The following is a 26,426-nucleotide window of genomic DNA, read 5'->3' as shown; positions in this document are numbered from 1 at the left end:
TCCGGGGCTTGATTGTCCCTTTGACTGCCAACACGGGATTGCCAATACTCATGGCAACTTGACGCTACCCGCACGGAACAAGGAATAACCCTTTGAAGCTGGAACTCAAGAACAGCTTGTCGGTGAAGTTGCTCCGGGTCGTGCTCCTTTCGGCATTGATCGTCGGCGTGGTCTTGAGCTGCGCCCAGATCGTTTTCGATGCCTACAAAACCCGCCAGGCGGTGGCCGGCGATGCGCAGCGCATCCTCGACATGTTCCGTGATCCCTCGACTCAGGCCGTGTACAGCCTGGACCGGGAAATGGGCATGCAGGTGATCGAAGGCCTGTTCCAGGACGACGCCGTGCGCCAGGCCTCCATCGGCCATCCCAACGAAGCCATGCTGGCGCAAAAATCCCGCGAGTTGCAGCACTCCAACAGCCGTTGGCTGACCGATCTGATCCTCGGTCAGGAACGCACCTTCACCACCCAACTGGTCGGCCGCGGCCCGTACAGCGAGTATTACGGCGACCTGAGCATCACCCTCGACACCGCCACCTATGGCGAGAGTTTCATCGTCAGTTCGGTGATCATTTTCATTTCCGGCGTGTTGCGCGCCCTGGCCATGGGCCTGGTGCTGTATCTGGTGTATCACTGGCTGCTGACCAAGCCGCTGTCGCGGATCATCGAGCACCTGACCGAAATCAATCCCGATCGCCCCAGCGAGCACAAGATTCCGCAGATCAAGGGCAACGAGAAGAACGAACTCGGCATCTGGATCAACACCGCCAACCAGTTGCTTGAATCCATCGAACGCAACACGCACCTGCGCCACGAAGCGGAAAACAGTCTGCTGCGCATGGCCCAGTACGACTTCCTCACCGGCCTGCCGAACCGCCAGCAATTGCAGCAGCAACTGGACAAGATTCTGGTCGACGCCGGCAAGCTGCAACGCCGGGTCGCGGTATTGTGCGTGGGCCTGGACGATTTCAAAGGGATCAACGAGCAGTTCAGCTACCAGACCGGCGACCAGTTGCTGCTGGCGCTGGCCGACCGCCTGCGCGGCCATAGCGGTCGCCTGGGTGCCCTCGCCCGTCTGGGCGGCGACCAGTTTGCGCTGGTGCAGGCCGATATCGAACAACCTTACGAAGCGGCAGAGCTGGCGCAAAGCATCCTCGATGATCTGGAAGCGGCGTTTGCCCTCGACCATCAGGAAATCCGCCTGCGCGCAACCATCGGCATCACCCTGTTCCCCGAGGACGGCGACAGCACCGAGAAGCTGTTGCAGAAGGCCGAGCAGACCATGACGCTGGCCAAGACCCGTTCGCGCAACCGTTATCAGTTCTACATCGCCAGTGTCGACAGCGAGATGCGTCGCCGTCGCGAACTGGAAAAAGACCTGCGTGACGCGCTGATTCGCGATCAGTTCTACCTCGTCTATCAACCGCAGATCAGCTATCGCGATCACCGCGTGGTCGGGGTTGAAGCGCTGATTCGCTGGCAGCACCCGGAGCACGGTCTGGTGCCGCCGGACCTGTTCATCCCGCTGGCCGAGCAGAACGGCACGATCATCGCCATCGGCGAATGGGTGCTGGATCAGGCCTGCAAGCAATTGCGCGAATGGCACGATCAGGGCTTCGTCGATCTGCGCATGGCGGTCAACCTGTCCACCGTGCAACTGCACCACGCCGAGTTGCCGCGAGTGGTCAACAACCTGCTGCAGATCTACCGTTTGCCGCCGCGCAGCCTGGAGCTGGAAGTCACCGAAACCGGCCTGATGGAAGACATCAGCACTGCCGCCCAACATCTGCTTAGCCTGCGTCGTTCCGGGGCGCTGATCGCCATCGACGACTTCGGCACCGGCTACTCATCACTGAGTTACCTGAAAAGCCTGCCGCTGGACAAGATCAAGATCGACAAGAGCTTCGTTCAGGATCTGCTGGATGACGACGATGATGCGACCATCGTTCGCGCGATCATTCAACTGGGCAAGAGCCTGGGCATGCAGGTGATCGCCGAAGGCGTTGAAACCGCCGAGCAAGAGTCCTACATCATCTCCGAAGGCTGTCACGAAGGTCAGGGTTACCACTACAGCAAACCGCTGCCTGCCCGGGAACTGACTGCCTACCTCAAGCAAGCCCAACGCAGCAACGCGGCTATTTTATAAAGTCAAAAGATCGCAGCCTGCGGCAGCTCCTCCAGGGATCGCATTCCCCTGTAGGAGCTGTCGAGTGAAACGAGGCTGCGATCTTTTGATCTGCGCCATCACACCGGCGTAAACAAGAAATATTTCCAGCCACAGCCCTTTACACATAATGCGAAAGATTTGCATTATGTCGCAGCTTTGCGCACCCCCGCGCCCTGTCCATTCAATTACCGAAGCAGGATGTTCGCCATGATTCGTATGCCCCTGGCTACCGCCAGTCTGCTAGCCATCGCTATTTCCCTCGCCGGTTGTGGCGAAGGCAAAGACAAGGCTGCCGCTGCGGCCACGCCGACTCCAGCCGCCAGCACCGCTGCCGCTGCTCCTGCCGCAGCCGGGAAAGTCGACGAAGCCGCCGCCAAGGCTGTGGTCGCGCACTACGCCGACATGGTCTTCGCCGTCTACAGCGATGCCGAATCCACCGCGAAAACCCTGCAGACCGCCGTAGACGCCTTCCTCGCCAAGCCGAATGCCGAGACGCTGAAAGCCGCCCGTGAAGCGTGGATCGCCGCACGCGTACCTTACCTGCAGAGCGAAGTATTCCGCTTCGGCAACACCATCATCGACGACTGGGAAGGTCAGGTGAACGCCTGGCCTCTGGACGAAGGCCTGATCGACTACGTCGACAAATCCTACGAGCACGCACTGGGTAACCCGGGTGCCAACGCCAATATCATCGCCAACACTGAAATCCAGGTCGGCGAAGACAAGGTCGATGTCAAAGACATCACCCCGGAAAAACTCGCCAGCCTGAACGAGCTGGGCGGTTCCGAAGCCAACGTCGCCACCGGCTACCACGCCATCGAATTCCTGCTCTGGGGCCAGGATCTGAACGGCACCGGCCCGGGCGCCGGAAACCGTCCTGCTTCCGACTACCTGGAAGGCGCGGGCGCCACCGGCGGTCACAACGATCGTCGTCGTGCGTACCTCAAAGCGGTGACCCAACTGCTGGTCAGCGACCTGGAAGAAATGGTCGGTAACTGGAAGCCGAACGTGGCTGACAACTACCGCGCCACCCTGGAAGCCGAGCCTGCCGAAACCGGCCTGCGCAAAATGCTGTTCGGCATGGGCAGCCTGTCGCTGGGTGAACTGGCGGGCGAGCGCATGAAGGTGTCCCTGGAAGCCAACTCCCCGGAAGACGAACAGGATTGCTTCAGCGACAACACCCACAACTCGCACTTCTACGATGCCAAAGGCATTCGTAACGTGTACCTGGGCGAATACACCCGCACCGACGGCACCAAAATGACCGGTGCCAGCCTGTCGTCACTGGTGGCCAAGGCCGACCCGGCTGCCGACAACGCGCTGAAAGCCGATCTGGCCGCTACCGAAGCCAAGATCCAGGTCATGGTCGATCACGCCAACAAGGGTGAGCACTACGATCAGTTGATCGCTGCGGGCAACACCGCTGGCAATCAGATTGTGCGTGATGCCATCGCTGCGCTGGTCAAGCAGACCAGTTCGATCGAAGCCGCTGCCGGCAAGCTGGGCATCAGCGACCTGAACCCGGACAACGCTGATCACGAGTTCTGATCACGCGCGCTCGACTGAAAAAGGCGACCTCCGGGTCGCCTTTTTCATGCCTGCCATACACAAAACCCTGTGGGAGCGGGCTTGCTCGCGAAAGCGGTGTGTCAGTCAATTCATCTGTGTCTGACCCACCGCTTTCGCGAGCAAGCCCGCTCCCACAAGGGGGACTGCGTTTTTCCAAATCACTGCCGCAAATCAAGCAAACGATAATTCCTCTTATTCAAACTCATTCGCCCTGTTAGACTTTGCGCCTTTGTTTTCGCCCGTCCGCAGGATGTCTGATGCCCTCGCTGCCTCTTCGCTTGTCCGCACTGTTTCTGGCCCTGGGCCTGAGTGCCTGCGATGACGCCCCGCGTTTTACCAAGGCTGAGCCCGGTGAAGCGCGTTCGGGTGGGGCGGCGACCGTGCGCAAGACCGATCAGAACGCTTTCTCCCTGCCCTCGGCCAACCTGCCGCCGTCGCGCCGGGTCGACTTCAGTGTCGGCAACAGCTTCTTCCGCAGCCCGTGGGTGATCGCCCCGTCGACCACCACCGCCCGCGATGGCCTCGGCCCGTTGTTCAACACCAACGCCTGCCAGAACTGCCATATCAAGGACGGTCGTGGGCACCCGCCAGCCCCCGATGCGGCGAACGCGGTATCGATGCTGGTGCGTCTGTCGATTCCCGATTCGCCGACCTATGCCAAAGTCATCGAGCAAGTCGGCGTAGTGCCCGAGCCGGTCTACGGCGGCCAGTTCCAGGACATGGCCGTGCCCGGGGTCACGCCCGAAGGCAAGGTGCGTGTCGAGTACACCCCGGTGCCGATCCGTTTCAAGGACGGCACCGAAGTGGAGCTGCGCAAACCGGTTCTGCAATTCACTCAGTTGGGCTACGGCCCGATGCACCCGGACACGCGTTTCTCGGCCCGGGTCGCGCCGCCGATGATCGGCCTCGGCCTGCTCGAGGCGATCCCTGAAGAGGCGATCCTCGCCAACGCCGCCGCACAAGCCAAAGAGAACAATGGCATTAATGGTCGGGCGAATCGGGTCTGGGATGACGCGCAGCAAAAAACTGTCATGGGTCGCTTCGGCTGGAAAGCCGGGCAACCGAATCTCAATCAGCAGAATGTCCACGCGTTCTCCGGAGACATGGGCCTCACGACCAGCCTGAGGCCCTTCGATGACTGCACCGACGCGCAAACCGCGTGCAAACAGGCACCCAACGGCAATGGTCCGGACGGCGAGCCGGAAGTCAGCGACAACATCCTGCGCCTGGTGCTGTTCTACACGCGCAACCTCGCAGTGCCGGCGCGCCGTGGCGTCAACGACGAACAAGTGCTGGCCGGCAAGAATCTGTTCTTCCAGGCCGGTTGCCAGTCCTGCCACACGCCGAAATACACCACCGCCGCCAACGCGGCCGAACCTGAACTGGCCAATCAAGTGATTCGCCCGTACAGCGATCTGCTGCTGCATGACATGGGCGACGGTCTGGCCGACAACCGCACTGAATTCCAGGCCTCCGGCCGCGACTGGCGCACCCCGCCGTTGTGGGGCATCGGCCTGACGCAGGCGGTCAGCGGCCACACCCAGTTCCTGCATGACGGCCGCGCCCGCAATCTGCTCGAAGCCGTGCTCTGGCATGGCGGCGAAGCGCAGCAGGCGCAGCAACAGGTTTTGTCTTTCAACGCCGAGCAGCGTGCCGCGCTGCTGGCGTTCTTGAACTCACTTTAAACTTTTAAAAGAATCGGGAGCCCGACATGTTCCGTCCCAAGTTGTTGTTCACCAGCCTTGCCGCACTCGCCCTCGGCGCCTGCTCGCCGCAGGACCCGCAAGCGGTCACGTCGGCGGCCATCGCCAAATCGGTGATCCTGCCGACCTACACCCGTTGGGTCGAAGCCGACAAGCAACTGGCGGTCAGCGCCCTCGCCTACTGCCAGGGCAAGGAAACCCTGGAAATCGCCCGCGCCGACTTCCTGCACGCGCAGAAAGCCTGGGCCGAACTGCAACCGCTGCTGATCGGCCCATTGGCCGAGGGCAACCGTTCGTGGCAGGTGCAGTTCTGGCCGGACAAGAAAAACCTCGTCGGCCGTCAGGTCGAGCAACTGGTGATCGCCCAGCCGCAAATCGACGCCGCCTCCCTGGCCAAATCCAGCGTCGTGGTGCAAGGTCTGTCGGCTTACGAATACATCCTGTTCGACGAAAAGCCAGACGTCGCCAATGCTGATCAGAAGGCCAAATACTGCCCACTGCTGATCGCCATCGGCGAGCGCCAGAAGCAACTGGCCGAAGAGATTCTGCAGAGCTGGAACAACACCGACGGCATGCTCGCGCAGATGAGCAAATTCCCTAACCAGCGCTACGCCGACTCTCACGAAGCGATCGCCGATCTGCTGCGTGTACAGGTCACCGCACTCGACACCCTGAAGAAAAAACTCGGTACGCCGATGGGCCGTCAGAGCAAGGGCGTGCCGCAGCCGTTCCAGGCTGATGCGTGGCGCAGCCAGTCGTCGCTGACCGCGCTGGAAGCCAGTCTGGCCGCGGCCAAAACCGTCTGGGAAGGCGTCGACAACAAAGGCCTGCGCGGTCTGTTGCCGGCCGAGCAGAAGCCGTTGGCAGACAAGATCGACGCCGCCTACGCCGCGTCGCTGAAACTGTTTGACAGCACCCAGCGCTCGCTGACCGAGATGCTGCAGGACGACGCCGGTCGTCAACAACTCAACGATCTCTACGACAGCCTCAACGTCGTCCATCGCCTGCACGAAGGCGAACTGGCCAAGGCGCTGGGCATCCAACTGGGCTTCAACGCCAACGACGGTGACTGATGAGGGCAAGTGCCATGCTGCGACGCCAGGCTCTGACTTTAGGTAGTTTGCTGCTGGGAGCAGTGACACTGGGCGGCTGGACGCTGTTCAAGCGCAAGGATCAGAGCCCGCTGTTGCTCTCGGCGCGCGATGACACCGACGGCAAGCATTACGCCGTCGGTTATCGGCTGGACGGTACTCGGGTGTTCGCCACCGAGGTCGGCCAGCGCTGCCACGACATCATCAACCACCCGACGCTGCCGATCGCGCTGTTCGTCGCCCGCCGCCCGGGCACCGAGAGCTACCTGATCGATCTGCGCGACGGGACGTTGCTGCAAACCGTGACCTCGCAGCCGAACCGGCATTTCTACGGTCACGCCGTGGTGCACAAGGACGGCGAATACCTGTACGCCACCGAGAACGACACCACTGATCCGGGGCGTGGCCTGCTCGGGGTGTACAAGTTCGAAGGCGAGCGACTGGTGCACAGCGGCGAGATTTCCACCCATGGCCTCGGCCCGCATCAGGTGTCGTGGATGCCCGATGGCGAAACCCTGGTGGTGGCCAACGGCGGGATTCGGACCGAGGCCGAAAGCCGCGTCGACATGAACCTCAATGCCATGGAACCGAGCCTGGTACTGATGCAGCGCGACGGCACCCTGCTGAGCAAGGAAACCCTTGCGCAGCAGATGAACAGCGTGCGTCACCTGGGCATCGCCAGCGACGGCACCATTGTCGCCGGCCAGCAGTTCATGGGCGCCTCGCATGAGCGTTCCGAGCTATTGGCGATCAAGCGTCCGGGCCAGCCCTTCGTGGCGTTCCCGGTGCCGGAGCATCAGTTGCAGTCGATGGGTCACTACACCGCCAGCGTTGCGGTACACAGCGAACTGCGTCTGGTGGCATTGACTGCACCGCGTGGCAATCGCTTCTTTATCTGGGACCTGGACAGCGGCGAAGTGCGTCTCGACGCGCCGCTGCCCGATTGCGCCGGTGTTGGTGCGGTGAAGGACGGCTTCGTCGTGACCTCGGGTCAGGGCCGTTGCCGCTACTACGATTGCCGCCAGGATCAACTGCTGGCCAAGCCGCTGGAATTGCCGGCAGGGCTCTGGGATAACCATCTGCACTTGATGGCCTGAATCAACGCGGTAACTGTGGCGAGGGAGCTTGCTCCCGCTGGGGCGCGAAGCGGCCCCGCTTCTTAACTCAAAAGCATGAGACTGCTGCGCAGTCCAGCGGGAGCAAGCTCCCTCGCCACAGGGGTTTTATTCGTTCTCACTGTAATAACTGCCAGTTGGAATACCCACCTCACTCGGAGTAATGTTCCCGCCTGTCTCACCTGATTTATCCAAGGAACTGGAAATATGCTGCGTCGCCGCATGCTGATCATGTTGGGTGTTGTCTTGCTGGTCGTCCTGGTATTGGGCGGGTACAAAGCCTTTTCGATCTACACCATGATCCAGGGCTTTGCCAAACCGAAACCGCCGATCAGCGTTGCCGTGGGCCGCGCCACCGAACAGCCGTGGCAGATGCGTCTGCCGACCGTCGGCACGCTCAAGGCGCTGCAAGGCGTCGAGCTGAGCCTGGAAGTCGCCGGCACGGTCACCGAGATCAAGTTCGAATCCGGGCAGAAGGTCAAGGCCGGGCAGCCGCTGCTGCAACTCGACAGCGCGGTCGAATCCGCCCTGCTGGAAACCGCCAAGGCCGACCTCGGTCTGGCGCAACTGGATTTCGGTCGCGGCAGCCAACTGGTCGACAGCCGCGCGATCTCCAAGGGCGAATACGACCGGCTCTCCGCCGTGTTGCAAAAGAACAAGGCCACGGTCAATCAGCTCAATGCCTCACTGGCGAAAAAACGCATCCTCGCGCCATTCAGCGGCACCATCGGCATCCGTCAGGTCGATGTCGGCGACTACCTCGCCAGCGGCACCAAAATCGCCACCCTGCAGGACCTGAGCAGCCTCTACGCCGACTTCTATGTACCGGAGCAATCGGTGCCGAAACTGGCCATCGGTCAACCGGTGCAGATCGGCGTCGCGGCCTATCCCGGGCAGAACTTCCCCGGCGCCATCAGCGCGATCAACCCGATCGTCGAGAGCAGCACGCGCAATATTCTGGTGCGCGCGACCCTTGCCAACCCCGACGGCAAGTTGCTGCCGGGCATGTTCGCCAGCCTCAACGTGTTGCTGCCCGACCCGCAGAAACACATCGTCGTGCCGGAAAGCGCGATCACCTACACCCTCTACGGCAACTCGCTGTACGTGGTCGGGCAACAGAAAGCCGAGGACGGCAGCGTGGTCAAAGACGACAAGGGCCAGCCGGTGCTGATCGCCGAGCGCCGTTTCATCGAGACCGGTGAACGCCGCGATGGCCTGGTGATGATCAACAAGGGCGTGCAGAGCGGCGAACAAGTGGTGACCGCCGGCCAGATCAAACTGGACAACGGCGCACACATTGCCATCAGCGACGACAAGACCCTCGGCGAGCAGAACAGTCCGCCTCGCGTCGACTGATCAAGGAATCCCCATGGCTTTTACCGATCCGTTCATCCGCCGCCCGGTGCTCGCCACCGTGGTCAGCCTGCTGATTGTGCTGCTGGGTTTCCAGGCCTGGAGCAAGCTGCCGCTACGCCAATACCCGCAAATGGAAAACGCCCTGATCACGGTGACCACCGCCTACCCCGGGGCCAACGCCGAGACCATTCAGGGTTACATCACCCAGCCGATGCAGCAGAGCCTCGCCAGTGCCGAGGGCATCGATTACATGACCTCGGTCAGTCGCCAGAACTTCTCGGTGATCTCGATCTACGCGCGCATCGGTTCCAACACCGACCGTTTGTTCACCGAACTGCTGGCCAAGGCCAACGAGGTGAAGAACAAGCTGCCACAGGACGCCGAAGACCCGGTGCTGAGCAAGGAATCGGCCGACGCCTCGGCGCTGATGTACATCAGCTTCTTCAGCAAGGAACTGAGTAACCCGCAGATCACCGACTACCTGTCGCGGGTGATCCAGCCCAAACTGGCGACCCTGCCGGGCATGGCCGAAGCGGAGATTCTCGGCAATCAGGTCTTCGCCATGCGCCTGTGGCTCGACCCGGTGAAGCTCGCCGGTTTCGGCCTCAGCGCCAGCGACGTGACCAACGCGGTGCGCCAGTACAACTTCCTCTCCGCCGCCGGCGAGGTGAAGGGCGAGTACGTGGTCACCAGCATCAACGCCAACACCGAACTGAAATCCGCCGAGGCCTTCGCGGCGATTCCACTCAAGGTCAATGGCGACAGCCGCGTGCTGCTCAGCGATGTGGCGCGGGTTGAGATGGGCGCGGAAAACTACGATTCGATCAGTTCGTTCGGCGGCACGCCCTCGGTGTACATCGGCATCAAGGCCACGCCCGGGGCCAACCCGCTGGACGTGATCAAAGAAGTGCGCAAGCTGATGCCGGAACTGGAAGCGCAGTTGCCGCCCAACCTCAAAAGCGAGATTGCCTACGACGCCACCCAATTCATCCAGGCCTCGATCGACGAAGTGGTGAAAACCCTGTTCGAAGCGGTGCTGATCGTGATCGTGGTGGTGTTCCTGTTCCTCGGCGCGTTGCGCTCGGTGGTGATCCCGGTGGTGACCATCCCGCTGTCGATGATCGGCGTGATGTTCTTCATGCAGATGATGGGTTACTCGATCAACCTCTTGACGCTGCTGGCGATGGTGCTGGCCATCGGTCTGGTGGTGGATGACGCGATTGTCGTGGTGGAGAACATCCACCGGCATATCGAGGAAGGCAAGACGCCGCTGGAGGCTGCACTGGAAGGCGCACGGGAAATCGCCATGCCGGTGGTGTCGATGACCATCACCCTGGCGGCGGTGTATGCACCGATCGGCTTCCTCACCGGACTGACCGGGGCGCTGTTCAAGGAGTTCGCCCTGACTCTGGCGGGCGCCGTGGTGATTTCCGGGGTCGTTGCCCTGACCCTGTCGCCGATGATGTGCGCCCTGCTGTTGCGCCACGAAGAAAATCCCAGTGGCCTGGCACACCGTCTCGACCGCATCTTCGACAGACTCAAGCGCCGCTACCAAAGCATGCTCCACGGCACACTGAATACGCGGCCGGTGGTGTTGGTGTTCGCCGTGATCGTGCTGTGCCTGATCCCGGTGTTTCTCAAGTTCACCAAGTCGGAACTGGCGCCGGATGAGGATCAGGGCATCATTTTCATGATGGCCAACGCCCCGCAGCCGACCAACCTCGATTACCTGAGCACTTACACCGACGAGTTCATCAAGATCTTCAAGGAGTTTCCGGAGTACTACTCCTCGTTCCAGATCAACGGCTACAACGGCGTACAAGCGGGCATCGGCGGCTTCCTGCTCAAGCCCTGGAACGAGCGCAGCCGCACCCAGATGCAGATCCTGCCCGAGGTGCAAGGCAAACTGGCGAGTATCCCCGGCCTGCAGATTTTCGGCTTCAACCTGCCGTCCCTGCCCGGCACCGGTGAAGGCTTGCCGTTCGTATTCGTGGTCAATACCGCCAATGACTACGAGGTACTGCTGCAAGTGGCTGACCGGATCAAGAAACGCGCGATGGAGTCGGGCAAATTCGCCTTCGTCGACCTCGATCTGGCGTTCGACAAACCGGAAGTGGTGGTCGATATCGACCGCGCCAAAGCCGCGCAGATGGGCGTGTCGATGCAGGATCTGGGCGGCACCCTGGCGACGCTGCTGGGCGAGGCGGAAATCAACCGTTTCACCATCGAAGGCCGCAGTTACAAGGTGATTGCCCAGGTCGAGCGACCGTACCGTGAAAACCCCGGCTGGCTGAACAATTACTACGTGAAAAATACCCAGGGCGAGCTGCTGCCGCTGTCGACCCTGATCAAGGTCAGCGACCGGGCGCGACCGCGCCAGCTCAACCAGTTCCAGCAACTCAACGCCGCGAAAATCTCCGGATTCCCGCTGGTCAGCATGGGCGAGGCCATTGACACCGTGCTGCAGATCGCCCGAGAAGAAGCACCGGCCGGTTTTTCCTTCGACTATGGCGGCGCTTCACGCCAGTACGTGCAGGAAGGCAGCGCCCTGTGGGTAACTTTCGCCCTGGCGCTGGCGATCATTTTCCTGGTGCTGGCGGCGCAGTTCGAGAGCTTCCGTGATCCATTGGTGATTCTGGTGACGGTGCCGCTGTCGATCTGCGGTGCGCTGATTCCGCTGTTCCTTGGCTGGTCGAGCATGAACATCTACACCCAGGTCGGGCTGGTGACGCTGATCGGGTTGATCAGCAAGCACGGAATCCTGATCGTTGAGTTCGCCAACCAGTTGCGCAAGGACAAAGGCCTGACTGCGCGCGAAGCGGTCGAGGAAGCCGCGGCGATTCGTTTGCGCCCGGTGTTGATGACCACGGCGGCGATGGTGTTCGGCATGGTGCCATTGATTCTGGCGACCGGTGCGGGCGCAGTGAGCCGGTTCGATATCGGGATGGTGATTGCCACAGGGATGTCGATCGGCACCCTGTTTACCCTGTTTGTACTGCCGTGCATCTACACCTTGCTGGCAAAACCCGATTCGCAAGAAACCGCATAACCCCTGTAGGAGTGAGCCTGCTCGCGATGGTGGTCTGTCAGCTAAAAATGATGTGAATGACGCACCGCCATCGCGAGCAGGCTCACTCCTACAGAGGATCCATGTTGGCCAGACAATAAAAAAGGCCTCGCATCGGCGAGGCCTTTCATTTGGGCTTCAATCGGTTCAACTCTGTGGCCTCATCCCTTGCGAAAGTCCGAACATGAATAACAACAGATCATGGTCAGGTTTTGTCGCCACGGAGGCTTTCGCCACCCGTGGTACTGCGCAGTGAGCATCACTCGTAGTGGCACTTATCACCTGCATGCGGGGCTGCTCCCAGGCAGCCACCGCCAATGACGCAACTGCCAAGGCCCCAACCAGAAACAAACCTCGTGCAATTTCGAGTTTCATCGCTATAAACCTTTGATAGCGCTGCCAAACGCCGTCTCATAAAAGTAGACGAGTTTTTTCCAGTCCGTATCGCTGAACGACGAATGGCGACGCAATTGCTTCATATCGTGGGAGGCGGCGCGATAAGCGGTCAGACGCTGGCGGCACTTCTCCAGATCGATCAATGCCACCTCGACCTGAGCCGAATCGCGCTCACCGGTCACTCGTACAAAAACGTGTTTGATGTAGATGCAGCTGTGCTGCCAACGCCCCTTGTGCATGCGCGCAAGGTTTTCTGCCAGGTCTTTAAGGACGCGCTCGTAAACGGCTTCGCCATATTGGGCACGGCCGCCGGCGGCTTCCCACTTTTCGAGTTCGTCAAAACCGTCCAGCGACTTGGTCACCAGCAGCGCACGCCACTTGTGTTGCGGATCGGGCTGCGCGCCGCAGAAGACGATTTGCGGGACGCGTACACCGAGGCGGCTGACGCCGGTCAGGGCATCCAGCTCTCGCAAGACTGTCGGGCGGCCGAAAGGATGCAGCCAACTGCGATAGATATGTCCGGTCTGGCGCTTGGCATATAACAACTGGCCGTCACGGCCCACGACTCGTTGCACACCACTTTCCCCGCCACGGCGCACGTTGGGTTCTTCCACCCATTCACCGCGCTGGTTCCAGTAGTAGTCGAAGCGATCCTGGGGAGCGACTTCCGTTTCTGCTGCTATTTGCACCGCCATCCTGTTACCTCTTGCGTAATACGTAAACCCGCCACATGGCATAGAGCGGAATAAAGTCCAGTTGTTCCTGAATGCGAAAACCTGCGGCTTCGAATTCCTTTTCCACTGTCACAGCCGGTAACACAAATCGATTCTGGTAACCTTCCTGCCCACGCCGCTGTTCGGCGCGTTTGCGTTTCCAGGACTTGAAATTGCCGTCCACCCACAACGAAATGATCACGCTGTCACGGGTGACGCGCTCGAATTCGCGCAAAATCGTCCGCCGATGTTCGGCTTCACCGATGTGATGCAACAAACGCATGCAGAAAATGCTGTCGACGGCGTTATCAGGCAAGGCAATGTCGAACGCTGACGTGTGCAAAGGTTGTACCCGTTTGACCACATCAGCCGGTTGCGCCTGCATCGCAGTCTTGATCATAGACTCGGAATTGTCCGCGCCAATGATCACTCGATTGGGTTTTTCTGCCAGCAACGGCCAGAAGCGTCCTGCACCGCAGGGCAGATCAAGCACCAACCCCGGTTCACCGGCCAGTGTCAGCGCCTTGCGGGCCAACTGCTCGTCCCGCCAGTGAGACAACCGACGACCGAGACCGTCCTGGTGCTTGCGCAAATATTTTTGAGCATGCTGGTCATCATACTTTTCGGAAAAATCGAGCTTGATCGGACTGCTCATCATCGGGACTCCTGAATGACTGATGCCCCTACCATAGGTAGTGGCGTGTCAGCGTCAGGTCGTCCCTTTGTGAAAATTACGTCAGGTAAACCGGCAATCTATTACAGGGTTTTACACGGGGAAAGCAATAGCGCGGGGCCATCAGCGACCGTCAACGCTGTCCCAGCGTGACTTCGAAACGACAGCCATTGGGCTGCATGGTGCTCAGCGTCACCTCCCAGCCCTGGTTTTCACAGATCCGCTGCACCAGCGACAAGCCCAGGCCCAGGCCTTCGCCACGCTTCTCATTGCCGCGCACGAATGGCTGGAACATGGCTTCACGTTTTTCCTCGGGAATGCCGACGCCCGAGTCTTCGACGACGAAGCCGTTGTCGTTGAGCGTCAGGCGGATGAATCCGTGCTCGGTGTAGTGACAGGCATTGCGCAGCAAGTTACCCATGACGGCGCTGAGCAAAGTCGCGTTGAAGCGGGTGTCCGGCGGATTGCCCGGTTCAAATATCAGCTGCAGCCCTTTCGACTCGATCGGTTCGCGCCAGATCCCCAACAAGCCGTCGGCCACCTGGCTGAGATTCTGCTGCGGCGCGGAACCGGCGTCTTCGCGCTGGGCACGGGCGAGCATCAGGAAGGTCTGCACCAGCTCGCGCATTTCTTCGCTGGCGCGGGCGATGCGCTCGACCTGGGCGCGGCCGCGCTGATCCAGCCCCGGGTTTTCCAGCAGCAGTTCGCAGGAACTGGCCAGCACCATCAACGGGGTGCGCAGTTCGTGACTGACGTCGCTGGTAAACAGCCGCTCGCGCGTCAGCGCCTGACGCAGACGCCCGAGCGTGGCATCGAACGCCACGGCCAGCTCGCCGACTTCGTCAGCCGCATAGTCCGGTGCCAGCGGCGGCGCCAGACCGAGCAGCTGATCGCGATGCCGTACTTGTCGTGCCAGGCGCACCACCGGCGCCATGACTTTGCGCGCCAGCACCCAGCCGAGGAATACGGCCAGCGCCAGACTGAGCACAAAGCCCACCAGCACCACGGCAAACAGCACGCGTTCACGCTCTTCGAAATCGCTCTGATCCTGCAGCAGGACATAACGACGACCGTCGACGATCTCGACCATCGCGTGATACGACAGCTGCTCGCGGAACACTTCGTGGAAACCCGCATCGAGGTGGCGCAGATCCTTGGGCAGCTCGAAATCACCCGGTCCGCCGCTGAAATAGAACAACTGATCGGGCTCGGGGCGATGGCTCCAGTCCGAGACGTTGTCCATCAGCAGCAGACGTTGCAGGTCGCCGCCCAGTCCTGCCGAAATCAGTTTCTCCTCCACCAGGTGCACCGTCGCCACAATGCCCATGGCGAAGGCCCCGGCCACCAGCGCACTCATCAGCGCAAAGGCGATGATGATCCGCTGGGAAAGGCTTTGCTTAAACTCCATCACGCCCCTCGGCCAAGCGGTAACCCACGCCGTGCACGGTTTGCAGCAACGGTTTGGCGAATGGCTTGTCGATCACCTGACGCAATTGGTGGACATGGCTGCGCAGGCTGTCGCTGTCCGGGCAGTCATCGCCCCACAGCGCTTCCTCAAGAATTTCCCGACGCAGGACGTGCGGACTCTTCTGCATCAATACCGCCAGCAGTTTCAGGCCGACCGGGTTGAGCTTGAGCAACTTGCCATCGCGGGTGACTTCCAGCGTGTCGAGGTCGTAGCTCAGGTCCCCGACCTGCAGCGCACGGCGTCCGCCGCCCTGGGTGCGACGCATCACCGCTTCGATGCGTGCCGCCAGTTCCGACAGCGCAAACGGTTTGACCAGATAATCGTCGGCCCCGGACTTGAAGCCCTGCAGGCGGTCGTCCAGTTGATCGCGGGCAGTGAGCATGATCACCGGCGTGTCGCGTCGGGCATCTTCACGCAGGCGCTTGCACAGGGTGTAGCCGTCGATCCCGGGCAACATGATGTCGAGCACGATCAGATCGTAATGCTCGGTGGCCGCCAGGTGCAGGCCCGACAAGCCGTCCTGGGCGCAATCGACGGTATAGCCTTTGAGCCCCAGGTAATCGGCCAGGTTGGCCAGGATATCGCGGTTGTCTTCAACCAATAAAATTCGCATGGGCAGCTCCTCCGCACACAGTAACGGCCGTCTCGGCCCGGCAGCTTAAGGCCAACGCCGGCTCAGGGCTAGGGCTGGTCCTTATGGATATCGGTTTTTCAAGCCAAATTAATTACTTAACAAAGTTTTCACTATCGGTTCACAACCTGATTACAGTAGCGCCGTGAAACTCCCGCGCCATTGATATAAGGAAAACTAGACAATGGACCCTTTCAAGACGGCGCCCATGCGCTTTCTGCTGTTGATCACCGGCGCCTGGCTGGTCATTTTTCTCCTGACTCGAGCGGTACTGCTGCTGACTCACCTGGATGAGGCTGGCGGTTTTGCCCTTTCCGCATTCGGCATAGGCGCGCTTTATGACCTGGGGTTTCTCGCCTACGCCGCGCTGCCGATGGGCTTGTACCTGCTGCTCTGCCCGCCGGGCCTGTGGCGTCGTCGTGGGCATCGCGGGTTTCTGCGCGCCCTGCTGACCATCAGCCTGTTCGCCATGCTGTTTGTGGCGGTGGCCGAATGGCTGTTCTGGGACGAGTTCGGCGTGCGTTTCAACTTCATCGCCGTCGATTACCTGGTGTATTCCGACGAAGTGCTGAACAACGTCCTCGAGTCGTACCCGATCGGCAAACTGCTGAGCCTCCTCGCGGTGCTGGCCGTGGTGATCAGTTTTGCCCTGCGCAAGCCGTTCAATGCCGCCATGAATGCCCCGTTGCCAGCGCTGCGCGGGCGTCTGCTCAGCGCACTGGGCCTGTTGATCGTCGCGGGCCTGAGCCTGCAACTGCTCAGCCAGGACGCCCCGCGTGCCCAAGGCGGCAACGCCTATCAGAACGAACTGGCCAGCAACGGCCCGTATCAGTTCTTCGCCGCGTTCCGCAACAATGAACTGGACTACACCCAGTTCTACAAGAGCCTGCCGGCGGAAAAAGTCGCCAGCCAGATCCGCGCCGAGCTGAGTGAAAGCGACGCGCGTTTCATCGGCAAGGACCCGCAGGACATCCGCCGGGTGATCGACAACCCGGGCACCCCGCGCAAGCCGAACATTGTGCTGGTGACCATCGAAAGCCTGAGCGCCAAGTACCTGGGCAGCAATGGCGACGGTCGCAACCTGACGCCCAACCTCGACGCCTTGCGCAAGCAGAGCCTGTACTTCAATAACTTCTACGCCACCGGTACCCGCACCGACCGTGGTCTGGAAGCGATCACCCTGGCCATCCCGCCGACGCCGGGCCGCTCGATCGTCAAGCGCATCGGCCGCGAAAGCGGTTTCGCCAGCCTTGGCCAGCAACTGAGCGCGGTGGGTTACGACAGCGTGTTCGTCTATGGCGGACGCGGCTACTTCGACAACATGAACGCGTTCTTCAGCGGCAACGGCTATCGCGTCGTCGACCAGAGCAGCGTCGATGAAGCCGAGATTCACTTCAAGAACGCCTGGGGCATGGCCGACGAAGATCTGTATCGCCAGACCCTGAAACTGGCGGATGCCGACTACGCCAAGCAACAGCCGTTTTTGCTGCAACTGATGACCACGTCCAACCATCGTCCTTACACCTACCCGGACAACCGGATCGACATCAAGTCCGGTAACGGCCGCGATGGCGCGGTGAAGTACACCGACTACGCCATCGGCCAATTCCTCGAGCAGGCGCGGCAGAAGCCGTGGTTCGACAACACCATCTTTATTTTCGTCGCCGACCACACCGCGGGCAGCGCTGGTAAAGAAGACCTGCCGATCAGCAACTATCAGATCCCGCTGTTCATCTATGCGCCGAAAATGATCGAAGCTCGCGAGAGCGCGCAACTGGCCAGCCAGATCGACCTCGCTCCGACGCTGCTGGGCTTGCTGAACCTGGATTACACCTCGACGTTCTTCGGCCGCAACCTGTTGCAGGACAACCCGCTGCCACCGCGCGTGGTGGTCGGCAACTATCAGCATCTGGGTCTGTTCGATGGCAAGGATCTGGCGATCCTCAGTCCGCGCCAGGGCCTGCGCCGGCATGATGATGCGTTGACCGAGAGCCGTGAATCGCGAGTTACCAGCGACGATCCGCTGGTCAGCCGGGCCATTGCGTATTACCAGGCGGCCAGTTATGGCTTCAAACAGCAGTTGTTGAGCTGGAAGCCTGCGAAGGACAGCACTGTCCAGGTCAGCGAACAGTAACCGTCAATAGAAACGCCCCGGGCTGATGCACCGGGGCGTTTTTTTTTGCACGACCGGTTATCGCAGGAACACAGATCCCAATGTGGGAGCGAGCCTGCTCGCGAATGCTGTGTATGCGTCACAGCTGTAGTGAACGCTGGATGGCTTTCGCGAGCAGGCTCGCTCCCACAGGGGATGGTGTGAAGCCTGGAATCCGGGCAATAAAAAACCCGCCTGCTCATCGCAGGCGGGGTTTTTCGTTACAGGGGTAAGGCTGGCTTACATCATGCCGCCCATGCCACCCATGCCGCCCATGTCTGGCATACCGCCGCCAGCAGGAGCCGCTTTTTCTGGAGCGTTAGCGACAGCCGCTTCGGTGGTCAGGATCAGACCGCCAATCGAAGAGGCTGCTTGCAGAGCGGAACGGGTTACCTTGGTTGGGTCCAGGATGCCCATTTCGATCATGTCGCCGTATTCGCCAGTCGCAGCGTTGTAACCGAAGTTACCTTTGCCGTTCTTCACTTCGTTGACGACTACGCTTGGCTCGTCACCGGAGTTGGCAGCGATCTGGCGCAGCGGCGCTTCAACAGCGCGACGCAGTACAGCGATACCAACGTTCTGGTCAGCGTTGTCGCCGGTCAGTTCGGTCAGGGCTTCCAGAGCACGGATCAGCGCAACGCCACCGCCAGGTACCACGCCTTCTTCAACGGCTGCACGGGTCGCGTGCAGGGCGTCTTCAACGCGGGCCTTCTTCTCTTTCATTTCAACTTCGGAACCAGCGCCAACCTTGATCACTGCAACGCCGCCGGACAGCTTGGCCAGACGCTCTTGCAGTTTTTCACGGTCGTAGTCCGAGGAAGTTTCAGCAACCTGGGCGCGGATCTGAGTGATACGGGCTTCGATGTCGCCTTGTACGCCAGCACCGTCAACGATGATGGTGTTTTCCTTGGACAGGGTCACGCGCTTGGCGTTACCCAGGTGCTCCAGGGTGGTGCTTTCCAGGCTCAGGCCGATCTCTTCGGAGATCACGGTACCGCCGGTCAGAACGGCGATGTCCTGCAGCATGGCCTTGCGACGGTCGCCGAAGCCTGGAGCCTTGACGGCTGCAACCTTGACGATGCCACGCATGTTGTTCACTACCAGAGTCGCCAGGGCTTCGCCTTCAACGTCTTCGGCAACGATCAGCAGTGGACGGCCGGCTTTGGCAACGGCTTCCAGCACTGGCAGCATTTCGCGGATGTTCGAGATCTTCTTGTCGACCAGCAGGATCAGCGGGCCGTCGAGCTCGGCAACCATGGTGTCTGGCTTGTTGACGAAGTACGGGGACAGGTAGCCACGATCGAACTGCATGCCTTCTACAACCGACAGTTCGTTTTCCAGGCCCGAGCCTTCTTCAACGGTGATCACGCCTTCTTTACCGACTTTTTCCATGGCTTCGGCAATGATGTCGCCGATGGAGTTGTCGGAGTTGGCGGAGATGGTGCCTACCTGAGCGATAGCCTTGGTGTCAGCGCATGGCTTGGACAGGGCTTTCAGCTCTTTGACGATGGCGATGGTCGCTTTGTCGATACCGCGCTTCAGGTCCATCGGGTTCATGCCGGCAGCGACGGCTTTCAGGCCTTCGTTGACGATCGACTGAGCCAGAACGGTAGCGGTGGTAGTACCGTCACCAGCGTCATCGTTGGCACGGGAGGCAACGTCTTTGACCAGCTGCGCGCCCATGTTTTCGAAGCGATCTTCGAGTTCGATTTCTTTGGCGACGGAAACTCCGTCCTTGGTGATGGTCGGAGCGCCGAAGCTCTTCTCGAGGATCACGTTACGGCCTTTCGGGCCCAGGGTCGCTTTTACCGCGTCAGCCAGAACGTTGACGCCTTTGAGCATCTTGGAGCGGGCGGCATCGCCGAACTTAACTTCTTTAGCAGCCATGATCGATATTCCTTAAATACTTTGTAGTAACGGGAAAATGAGCGGGGAAATCAGCCTTCCAGTACAGCGAGAATCTCGTTCTCAGCCATTACCAGCAGGTCTTCGCCGTCGACTTTCACAGTGTTGCTGCCGGAGTAAGGACCGAACACAACCTTGTCGCCGACTTTAACGGCCAGCGCACGCACTTCACCGTTTTCCAGAGTCTTGCCTGGGCCTGCAGCGACGATCACACCGTGGTTGGCTTTTTCAGCAGCCGAACCTGGCAGGACGATACCGCCAGCGGTTTTCTTTTCTTCTTCGCTGCGACGGATGACGACGCGGTCATGCAGAGGACGAAGCTTCATTGTCGATCTCTCCTAATTGTGGTTTTCATCGGCCGGTGTAGTCCCGGCGGGTTTAACAAATCCGGCCTGCGCCGGTTGCGATTCGTCGAGCGAACCGCGGAAGTCTGTCCGACTCAAATGCCGGAAACCTTTCGGTGACCGATACATAAGGGCGCATATGCTTATTACAAGGGTGGGGGGCAAAAATTTTTCATCGATTTGCCCCTTGAATGCCGCGCATAAAGAAACGGCACCCGAAGGTGCCGTGTCGATGCAGGGGTTACTTGCTGTCGCGATGTTCGAACTCGCCTTCGATCACATCACCCTCGCGGCCCAGAGGCTGACGCGGTGCAGGACCGCCTCGGGGTTGCAGGTCGTCGGCGAAGGCACGCTGACGAATTGCCTGTTCTTCGGCGCGCTGGCGCATCTTGTTTGCCAGCAGGCGACGGGTGAACGGCAGCAGCATCACCAGACCGACCACGTCACTGACGAAGCCCGGCAGGATCAACAGGCCACCGGCCAGTGCCAGCATCAGGCCTTCAAGCATGGTCTGTGCGGGCAACTCACCGCGATTCAGGCTTTCACGGGCACGCAGCGCAGTTGCCAGACCGGCGACGCGCAGTACGAACACACCGAACATCGAGCCGAGAATGATCAGCAGCAGGGCCGGGAAAAACCCGATAGCCCCTGCCACTTTGACGAATACGAACAGCTCCAGCACCGGAAACAGCAGAAAGAGCAACAAAAAAGGGCGCATCAAAGATTCCTCAACGCAAGAAATGCCTTGCAGTAAGCCTTAGATGACGTCGCCCTTTCGTGAATTCAAGCGTCGGCCACCGCATTTTTTGGCCAGACCTCGGCGTGAGCCAGAGAAACCAAGGCTTCGCGCACTTGTATCGGCGTATGACAAGGCGCTTGAAACGGCAGCCAGTACAGCGCCTGACCGATGCGCAGGTGCATGCCTTCGCTGTCGATCCCGGCCAGTTGCGCCGGTTCGGTTTTCGGCAGCCCGCTGAGTTCCACATAGTGAGCGATGGCTTTGGCGTGATCGCTGTTCATGTGCTCGACCATGCTGATTTCAGCCTTGCCGGCGAACGGGTTGGCCAGGGTCAGCTGATCGACCCAGTGAATCGCGCCGAAACCGCCGATGTAGCGATGACGCACAGGATTGAGCACCCAGAAATCGAAGTCGTGGGCCTTGTGGTAGTTCTGCGAATCGGGGAAATAACGGTAGTAACGTTCGGCCGCGGCTTCGATGGCAGCCGGCTCTTCGAGCTTCTGCGCTTCGGCCAGATAGGTCAGACGACCAACGGCCTGCACGTCGTCGGCATCACGCTCACCCACCAGCAGCGAACATTTCGGGTCCTTCTGCAGGTTGTGGGTGTGCTGGGCAATGCGGCTGATCAGGATCAGCGGGCGGCCCTGCTCATCCAGGCAATACGGCACCACTGAGCCAAACGGGAAACCGGGCATCGATTTGGAGTGGGTCGACAATACGCCACGGTATTCCTTGAGAAGCAATTCTCGGGCATTCTTGGCCGCTTCAACGCTCAATTTATGACTCCTTATATAGAATCCGTCGAAAAAACGGACAGGCGCCTGGGGATAAGTCCCGGTCACGCCATCGGGCAATGCTCATGTGCAATCTGTCCATAACCGGTACGGATCGAGCGTCGCCAATAACAAAAACCACTCAGACCGGCTATCGGGGCATGCGAATGCAACTCAACGACAAAGTAATCATTATCACCGGCGGTTGCCAGGGTTTGGGCCGTTCCATGGCCGAGTATTTCGCCGGCAAAGGCGCGAAGCTCGCGCTGGTCGACCTCAATCAGGAAAAACTCGACGACGCGGTGGCAGCCTGCAAGGCCAAGGGCGTCGAGGCGCGCAGCTATCTGTGCAACGTGGCCAATGAAGAACAGGTTGAGCACATGGTCGCCCAGGTCGCCGAAGATTTCGGCGCGATCCATGGCCTGATCAACAACGCCGGGATCCTGCGTGACGGCCTGCTGCTCAAGGTCAAGGACGGCGAAATGACCAAGATGAGCCTGGCCCAGTGGCAGGCAGTGATCGACGTCAACCTGACCGGCGTGTTCCTCTGCACTCGGGAAGTGGCGGCGAAAATGGTCGAGCTGAAGAACAGCGGCGCGATCATCAACATCTCGTCGATCTCCCGCGCTGGTAACGTCGGCCAGACCAACTACTCTGCCGCCAAGGCTGGCGTGGCCGCCGCCACCGTGACCTGGGCCAAGGAACTGGCGCGTTACGGCATTCGTGTGGCGGGCATTGCGCCGGGTTTCATCGAAACCGAGATGACCCTGGGCATGAAGCCGGAAGCGCTGGAGAAGATGACCTCGGGTATTCCGCTCAAGCGCATGGGCAAGCCGGAAGAGATCGCCCATTCGGCGGCGTACATCTTCGAGAACGACTACTACACCGGGCGGATTCTGGAGATGGATGGCGGGTTGCGGATCTAAGTCCCCACCACAAAACCAACTGTAGGAGTGAGCCTGCTCGCGATTGCGGTCATTCATTCAACATGTTCGTTGAATGTTAATCCGCTATCGCGAGCAGGCTCACTCCTACAGGTTTTCAGCGTTACCGATGATCAATCGTCGCTGATGCTGATATTAGGCATCGCCGGCGTCGCCGCTTCCTGCAACACAATGCGCGCGCCGACGTGGCGAGCCAGTTCCTGGTAGACCATGGCAATCTGGCTGTCCGGCTCGGCGATCACCGTTGGCTTGCCGCCATCGGCCTGTTCGCGGATCAGCATCGACAGCGGCAGCGAGGCCAGCAGTTCGACGCCATATTGGGTCGCCAGCTTCTCGCCACCGCCCTCACCGAACAGGTGCTCGGCATGTCCGCAGTTCGAGCAGATGTGCACCGCCATGTTTTCCACCACGCCCAGCACCGGAATGTTGACCTTGCGGAACATTTCCACGCCTTTGCGCGCGTCGAGCAACGCCAGATCCTGCGGGGTGGTGACGATCACGGCGCCGGCCACCGGGACTTTCTGCGCCAGGGTCAGCTGGATGTCGCCGGTGCCTGGCGGCATATCGATGACCAGATAATCCAGGTCGCCCCACGCGGTTTGCGTAACCAGTTGCAGCAGTGCGCCGGAGACCATCGGCCCACGCCAGACCATCGGCGTGTTGTCGTCGGTCAGGAACGCCATCGACATGACTTCGACACCGTGGGCCTTGAGCGGCACAAACCACTTCTGATCCTTGACCTCGGGGCGGGTGCGCTCGGGGATGCCGAACATGATTCCTTGGCTCGGGCCATAGATATCAGCGTCGAGAATCCCCACTTTGGCGCCTTCGCGGGCCAGCGCCAGCGCGAGGTTGGCGGCGGTGGTCGACTTGCCCACCCCCCCCTTGCCCGAAGCCACGGCGACCACGTTCTTGACGTTGGCCAGGCCCGGGATCTGTGCCTGAGCCTTGTGCGCGGCGATCACGCTATTGACCTCGACCTTGGCGATCGTCACGCCATCGAGGTTTTCGATGGCCAGTTGCAACAACTGCGCCCAGCCGCTCTTGAACAGACCGGCGGCGTAGCCGATTTCCAGCTGAACCTTGACGCGGTCGCCATCGATCTCGATGTGCTTCACGCAACCGGCGCTGACCGGGTCCTGATTCAGGTAAGGGTCGGTGTATTGGCTGAGGACGGCTTCCACCGCTGCGCGAGTGACGGCACTCATGGGCAACTCCGATAACAAGACTGGGAAAAGATGGCGGGTATCGTACCCCGCAGATTGATTTGTGGTCAGGCGATTTATGCTTCGACTCGACTTTGTGGCGAGGGAGCTTGCTCCCGCTCGACTGCGCAGCAGGCGCAATCAGGCTTATCCGGTCTATCTGACATTGCCGGGATGGGGCGGCTGCACCACCCAGCGGGAGCAAGCTCCCTCGCCACAATTATTGTGCTCAAGTCATCCGGAAACAGGTGCACAGGGTGAAAAATATGCGCCAGCGCTTTATAGTGGCCGACCTCCGTTTCATCAAGTAGCGAAGCCCCACATGTCCGAACCACGCAAGATCCTCGTCACCAGCGCCCTGCCCTACGCCAACGGTTCGATTCACCTTGGCCACATGCTGGAATACATCCAGACCGATATGTGGGTGCGCTTCCAGAAGCATCGCGGCAATCAATGCATCTATGTCTGCGCCGACGACGCCCACGGTTCGGCGATCATGCTGCGTGCGGAAAAGGAAGGCATCACCCCGGAACAACTGATCGCCAACGTGCAGGCTGAACATAGCGCCGACTTTGCCGAGTTCCTGGTCGACTTCGACAACTTCCACTCCACTCACGCCGAAGAAAACCGTGAGCTGTCGAGCCAGATCTACCTGAAGCTGCGTGACGCCGGGCACATTGCCCAGCGCTCGATCACCCAGTATTTCGACCCGGAAAAGAAAATGTTCCTGGCCGACCGCTTCATCAAGGGCACCTGCCCGAAATGCGGCACTGAAGACCAGTATGGCGACAACTGCGAAAAATGCGGTGCGACCTACGCCCCGACCGATCTGAAGGATCCGAAGTCGGCCATCTCCGGTGCCACCCCGGTGCTCAAGGATTCCCAGCACTTCTTCTTCAAGCTCCCGGACTTCCAGCAGATGCTGCAGACCTGGACCCGCAGCGGCACCCTGCAGGACGCCGTGGCCAACAAGATCGCCGAGTGGCTGGACGCCGGCCTGCAGCAGTGGGACATCTCCCGCGATGCGCCGTACTTCGGTTTCGAGATCCCGGACGAGCCGGGCAAGTATTTCTACGTGTGGCTGGACGCGCCGATCGGCTACATGGCCAGTTTCAAGAACCTCTGCAACCGCACGCCGGAGCTGGACTTCGACGCGTTCTGGGGCAAAGACTCCACCGCCGAGCTGTACCACTTCATCGGCAAGGACATCGTCAACTTCCACGCGCTGTTCTGGCCAGCGATGCTCGAAGGCGCCGGTTTCCGCAAGCCGACCGGGATCAACGTGCACGGCTACCTGACCGTCAACGGCCAGAAGATGTCCAAGTCCCGCGGCACCTTCATCAAGGCCCGTACTTACCTGGATCACCTGTCGCCGGAATACCTGCGCTACTACTACGCGGCCAAGCTGGGCCGTGGCGTCGATGACCTCGACCTGAATCTCGAAGACTTCGTGCAGAAGGTCAACTCCGACCTGGTCGGCAAAGTGGTCAACATCGCCAGCCGCTGCGCCGGTTTCATCCAGAAGGGCAACGGCGGCCTGCTGGTCGACAACAACGCTGCGCCAGAGCTGACCGAAGCGTTCCTCGCCGCGGCGCCAAGCATTGCCGACGCCTATGAAGCCCGCGATTTCGCCCGCGCCATGCGTGAAACCATGGCCCTGGCCGACCGCGCCAACGCCTGGATCGCCGACAAGGCGCCTTGGTCGTTGAACAAGCAGGAAGGCAAGCAGGATGAAGTCCAGGCGATCTGCGCCACCGGCATCAACCTGTTCCGCCAACTGGTGATCTTCCTCAAACCGGTGCTGCCGCTGCTGGCCGCCGACGCCGAGGCCTTCCTCAACGTCGCCCCGCTGACCTGGAACGACCACACCACGCTGCTGGCCAACCACCAGTTGAACGAATTCAAACCGTTGATGACCCGCATCGACCCGGTAAAAGTGCAAGCCATGACCGACGCCTCGAAAGAAGACCTGACCGCCAGCCAGACCGATACCGGCGCCGCCACGCCTGCGGGCAATGGCGAACTGGCCAAGGATCCGCTGTCGCCGGAAATCGACTTCGACACCTTCGCCGCCGTCGACTTGCGCGTCGCGCTGATCGTCAAGGCCGAACACGTGGAGGGTGCGGACAAGCTGCTGCGCCTGACTCTGGACATCGGTGACGAGCAGCGCAACGTGTTCTCCGGGATCAAGAGCGCTTACCCGGACCCGTCGAAACTCGACGGTCGCCTGACCATGATGATCGCCAACCTCAAGCCACGGAAAATGAAGTTCGGCATCTCCGAAGGCATGGTGATGGCAGCCGGCCCTGGCGGTGAAGAAATCTACCTGCTGAGCCCGGACAGCGGCGCCAAGCCGGGTCAACGCATCAAGTAAGACACAGCGGTAAAACGATCCCACAGGCATGTTCTGCAGGCCT

Annotated in this window: 20 protein-coding genes; 10 read left to right on the top strand and 10 right to left on the bottom strand. The window is 60.5% G+C overall.

Annotated elements, in window-relative coordinates; all coding sequences use genetic code 11:
• Positions 1-92: 92 nt before the first annotated feature.
• The 7 genes from LCH64_RS03330 (at position 93) to LCH64_RS03300 (ending at position 12,048) form a co-directional block, all read left to right on the top strand.
• Positions 93-2,144, top strand: coding sequence for a bifunctional diguanylate cyclase/phosphodiesterase (locus tag LCH64_RS03330; protein WP_003227662.1), 2,052 nt, complete (start codon positions 93-95; stop codon positions 2,142-2,144).
• A 228-nt stretch (positions 2,145-2,372) separates the two neighbouring features.
• Positions 2,373-3,713, top strand: a complete 1,341-nt coding sequence (locus tag LCH64_RS03325) for an imelysin family protein (protein ID WP_226499490.1) — start codon at positions 2,373-2,375, stop codon at positions 3,711-3,713.
• A 278-nt stretch (positions 3,714-3,991) separates the two neighbouring features.
• Positions 3,992-5,419, top strand: a complete 1,428-nt coding sequence (locus LCH64_RS03320) for a di-heme oxidoredictase family protein (RefSeq protein WP_226499489.1) — start codon at positions 3,992-3,994, stop codon at positions 5,417-5,419.
• Between the two features lie 26 nt (positions 5,420-5,445).
• Entirely contained in the window at positions 5,446-6,510 is a 1,065-nt protein-coding gene (locus LCH64_RS03315; protein ID WP_226499488.1) for an imelysin family protein, read from the top strand.
• A 14-nt stretch (positions 6,511-6,524) separates the two neighbouring features.
• Positions 6,525-7,625 (top strand): DUF1513 domain-containing protein, encoded by a 1,101-nt coding sequence (locus LCH64_RS03310; RefSeq protein WP_226499487.1) that lies wholly within the window; start codon positions 6,525-6,527, stop codon positions 7,623-7,625.
• Positions 7,626-7,850: 225 nt separating this feature from the next.
• The gene (locus LCH64_RS03305; protein WP_003227672.1) at positions 7,851-8,999 is read left to right on the top strand and encodes an efflux RND transporter periplasmic adaptor subunit; all 1,149 of its coding nucleotides are present in this window, start codon (positions 7,851-7,853) and stop codon (positions 8,997-8,999) included.
• Between the two features lie 13 nt (positions 9,000-9,012).
• A complete protein-coding gene (locus LCH64_RS03300) occupies positions 9,013-12,048 on the top strand; it encodes a multidrug efflux RND transporter permease subunit (protein WP_226499486.1) in 3,036 nt (1,011 codons plus the stop codon).
• Between the two features lie 165 nt (positions 12,049-12,213).
• Here LCH64_RS03300 and LCH64_RS03295 read toward each other — a convergent pair whose 3' ends face one another.
• From LCH64_RS03295 to colR, 5 genes are all read right to left on the bottom strand, one after another.
• The gene (locus LCH64_RS03295) at positions 12,214-12,441 is read right to left on the bottom strand and encodes a hypothetical protein (protein ID WP_045122612.1); all 228 of its coding nucleotides are present in this window, start codon (positions 12,439-12,441) and stop codon (positions 12,214-12,216) included.
• Between the two features lie 2 nt (positions 12,442-12,443).
• Positions 12,444-13,157 (bottom strand): lipopolysaccharide kinase InaA family protein, encoded by a 714-nt coding sequence (locus tag LCH64_RS03290; protein ID WP_103484876.1) that lies wholly within the window; start codon positions 13,155-13,157, stop codon positions 12,444-12,446.
• A gap of 4 nt (positions 13,158-13,161) precedes the next feature.
• A complete protein-coding gene (locus LCH64_RS03285) occupies positions 13,162-13,830 on the bottom strand; it encodes a class I SAM-dependent methyltransferase (protein WP_045122613.1) in 669 nt (222 codons plus the stop codon).
• Between the two features lie 151 nt (positions 13,831-13,981).
• Positions 13,982-15,256, bottom strand: coding sequence for a HAMP domain-containing sensor histidine kinase (locus LCH64_RS03280; RefSeq protein ID WP_103484877.1), 1,275 nt, complete (start codon positions 15,254-15,256; stop codon positions 13,982-13,984).
• Positions 15,246-15,929: a two-component system response regulator ColR gene (colR, locus tag LCH64_RS03275; protein WP_003227680.1), complete on the bottom strand. Its 684-nt coding sequence runs from the start codon at positions 15,927-15,929 to the stop codon at positions 15,246-15,248. The genes LCH64_RS03280 and colR overlap by 11 nt, the downstream gene beginning before the upstream one ends.
• A gap of 202 nt (positions 15,930-16,131) precedes the next feature.
• Between colR and LCH64_RS03270 the strand changes: the two genes are divergently transcribed.
• Positions 16,132-18,081, top strand: a complete 1,950-nt coding sequence (locus tag LCH64_RS03270; protein ID WP_201136708.1) for an LTA synthase family protein — start codon at positions 16,132-16,134, stop codon at positions 18,079-18,081.
• 258 nt (positions 18,082-18,339) lie between these two features.
• On the opposite strand, the gene groL is transcribed toward LCH64_RS03270, so the two are convergent.
• From groL to LCH64_RS03250, 4 genes are all read right to left on the bottom strand, one after another.
• Positions 18,340-19,986 (bottom strand): chaperonin GroEL, encoded by a 1,647-nt coding sequence (groL, locus tag LCH64_RS03265; protein WP_003227683.1) that lies wholly within the window; start codon positions 19,984-19,986, stop codon positions 18,340-18,342.
• Between the two features lie 50 nt (positions 19,987-20,036).
• A complete protein-coding gene (locus LCH64_RS03260; protein WP_003227685.1) occupies positions 20,037-20,330 on the bottom strand; it encodes a co-chaperone GroES in 294 nt (97 codons plus the stop codon).
• 259 nt (positions 20,331-20,589) lie between these two features.
• Positions 20,590-21,066, bottom strand: coding sequence for an FxsA family protein (locus LCH64_RS03255; protein WP_108588858.1), 477 nt, complete (start codon positions 21,064-21,066; stop codon positions 20,590-20,592).
• Between the two features lie 65 nt (positions 21,067-21,131).
• Positions 21,132-21,863: a DUF2470 domain-containing protein gene (locus tag LCH64_RS03250; RefSeq protein ID WP_103484879.1), complete on the bottom strand. Its 732-nt coding sequence runs from the start codon at positions 21,861-21,863 to the stop codon at positions 21,132-21,134.
• Positions 21,864-22,027: 164 nt separating this feature from the next.
• Between LCH64_RS03250 and LCH64_RS03245 the strand changes: the two genes are divergently transcribed.
• Positions 22,028-22,786 carry an SDR family oxidoreductase gene (locus tag LCH64_RS03245; RefSeq protein WP_016773416.1) on the top strand — a complete coding sequence of 253 codons (759 nt, stop codon included), beginning with the start codon at positions 22,028-22,030 and terminating at the stop codon, positions 22,784-22,786.
• A 131-nt stretch (positions 22,787-22,917) separates the two neighbouring features.
• Here the strand turns inward: LCH64_RS03245 and apbC are convergent, their stop codons facing one another.
• Positions 22,918-24,012, bottom strand: coding sequence for an iron-sulfur cluster carrier protein ApbC (gene apbC / locus LCH64_RS03240; RefSeq protein WP_003227693.1), 1,095 nt, complete (start codon positions 24,010-24,012; stop codon positions 22,918-22,920).
• Between the two features lie 319 nt (positions 24,013-24,331).
• On the opposite strand from apbC, the gene metG reads away from it, so the two are divergent.
• Positions 24,332-26,383, top strand: a complete 2,052-nt coding sequence (gene metG, locus LCH64_RS03235) for a methionine--tRNA ligase (RefSeq protein WP_226499485.1) — start codon at positions 24,332-24,334, stop codon at positions 26,381-26,383.
• Positions 26,384-26,426 lie beyond the last annotated feature (43 nt).

This window comes from Pseudomonas sp. MWU16-30322 (genome assembly GCF_020515535.1).
GTDB lineage: Bacteria > Pseudomonadota > Gammaproteobacteria > Pseudomonadales > Pseudomonadaceae > Aquipseudomonas > Aquipseudomonas fluorescens_H.
Note: the sequence above shows the minus strand (reverse complement) of the source record. Positions and strands in the feature narration are given on the sequence as shown.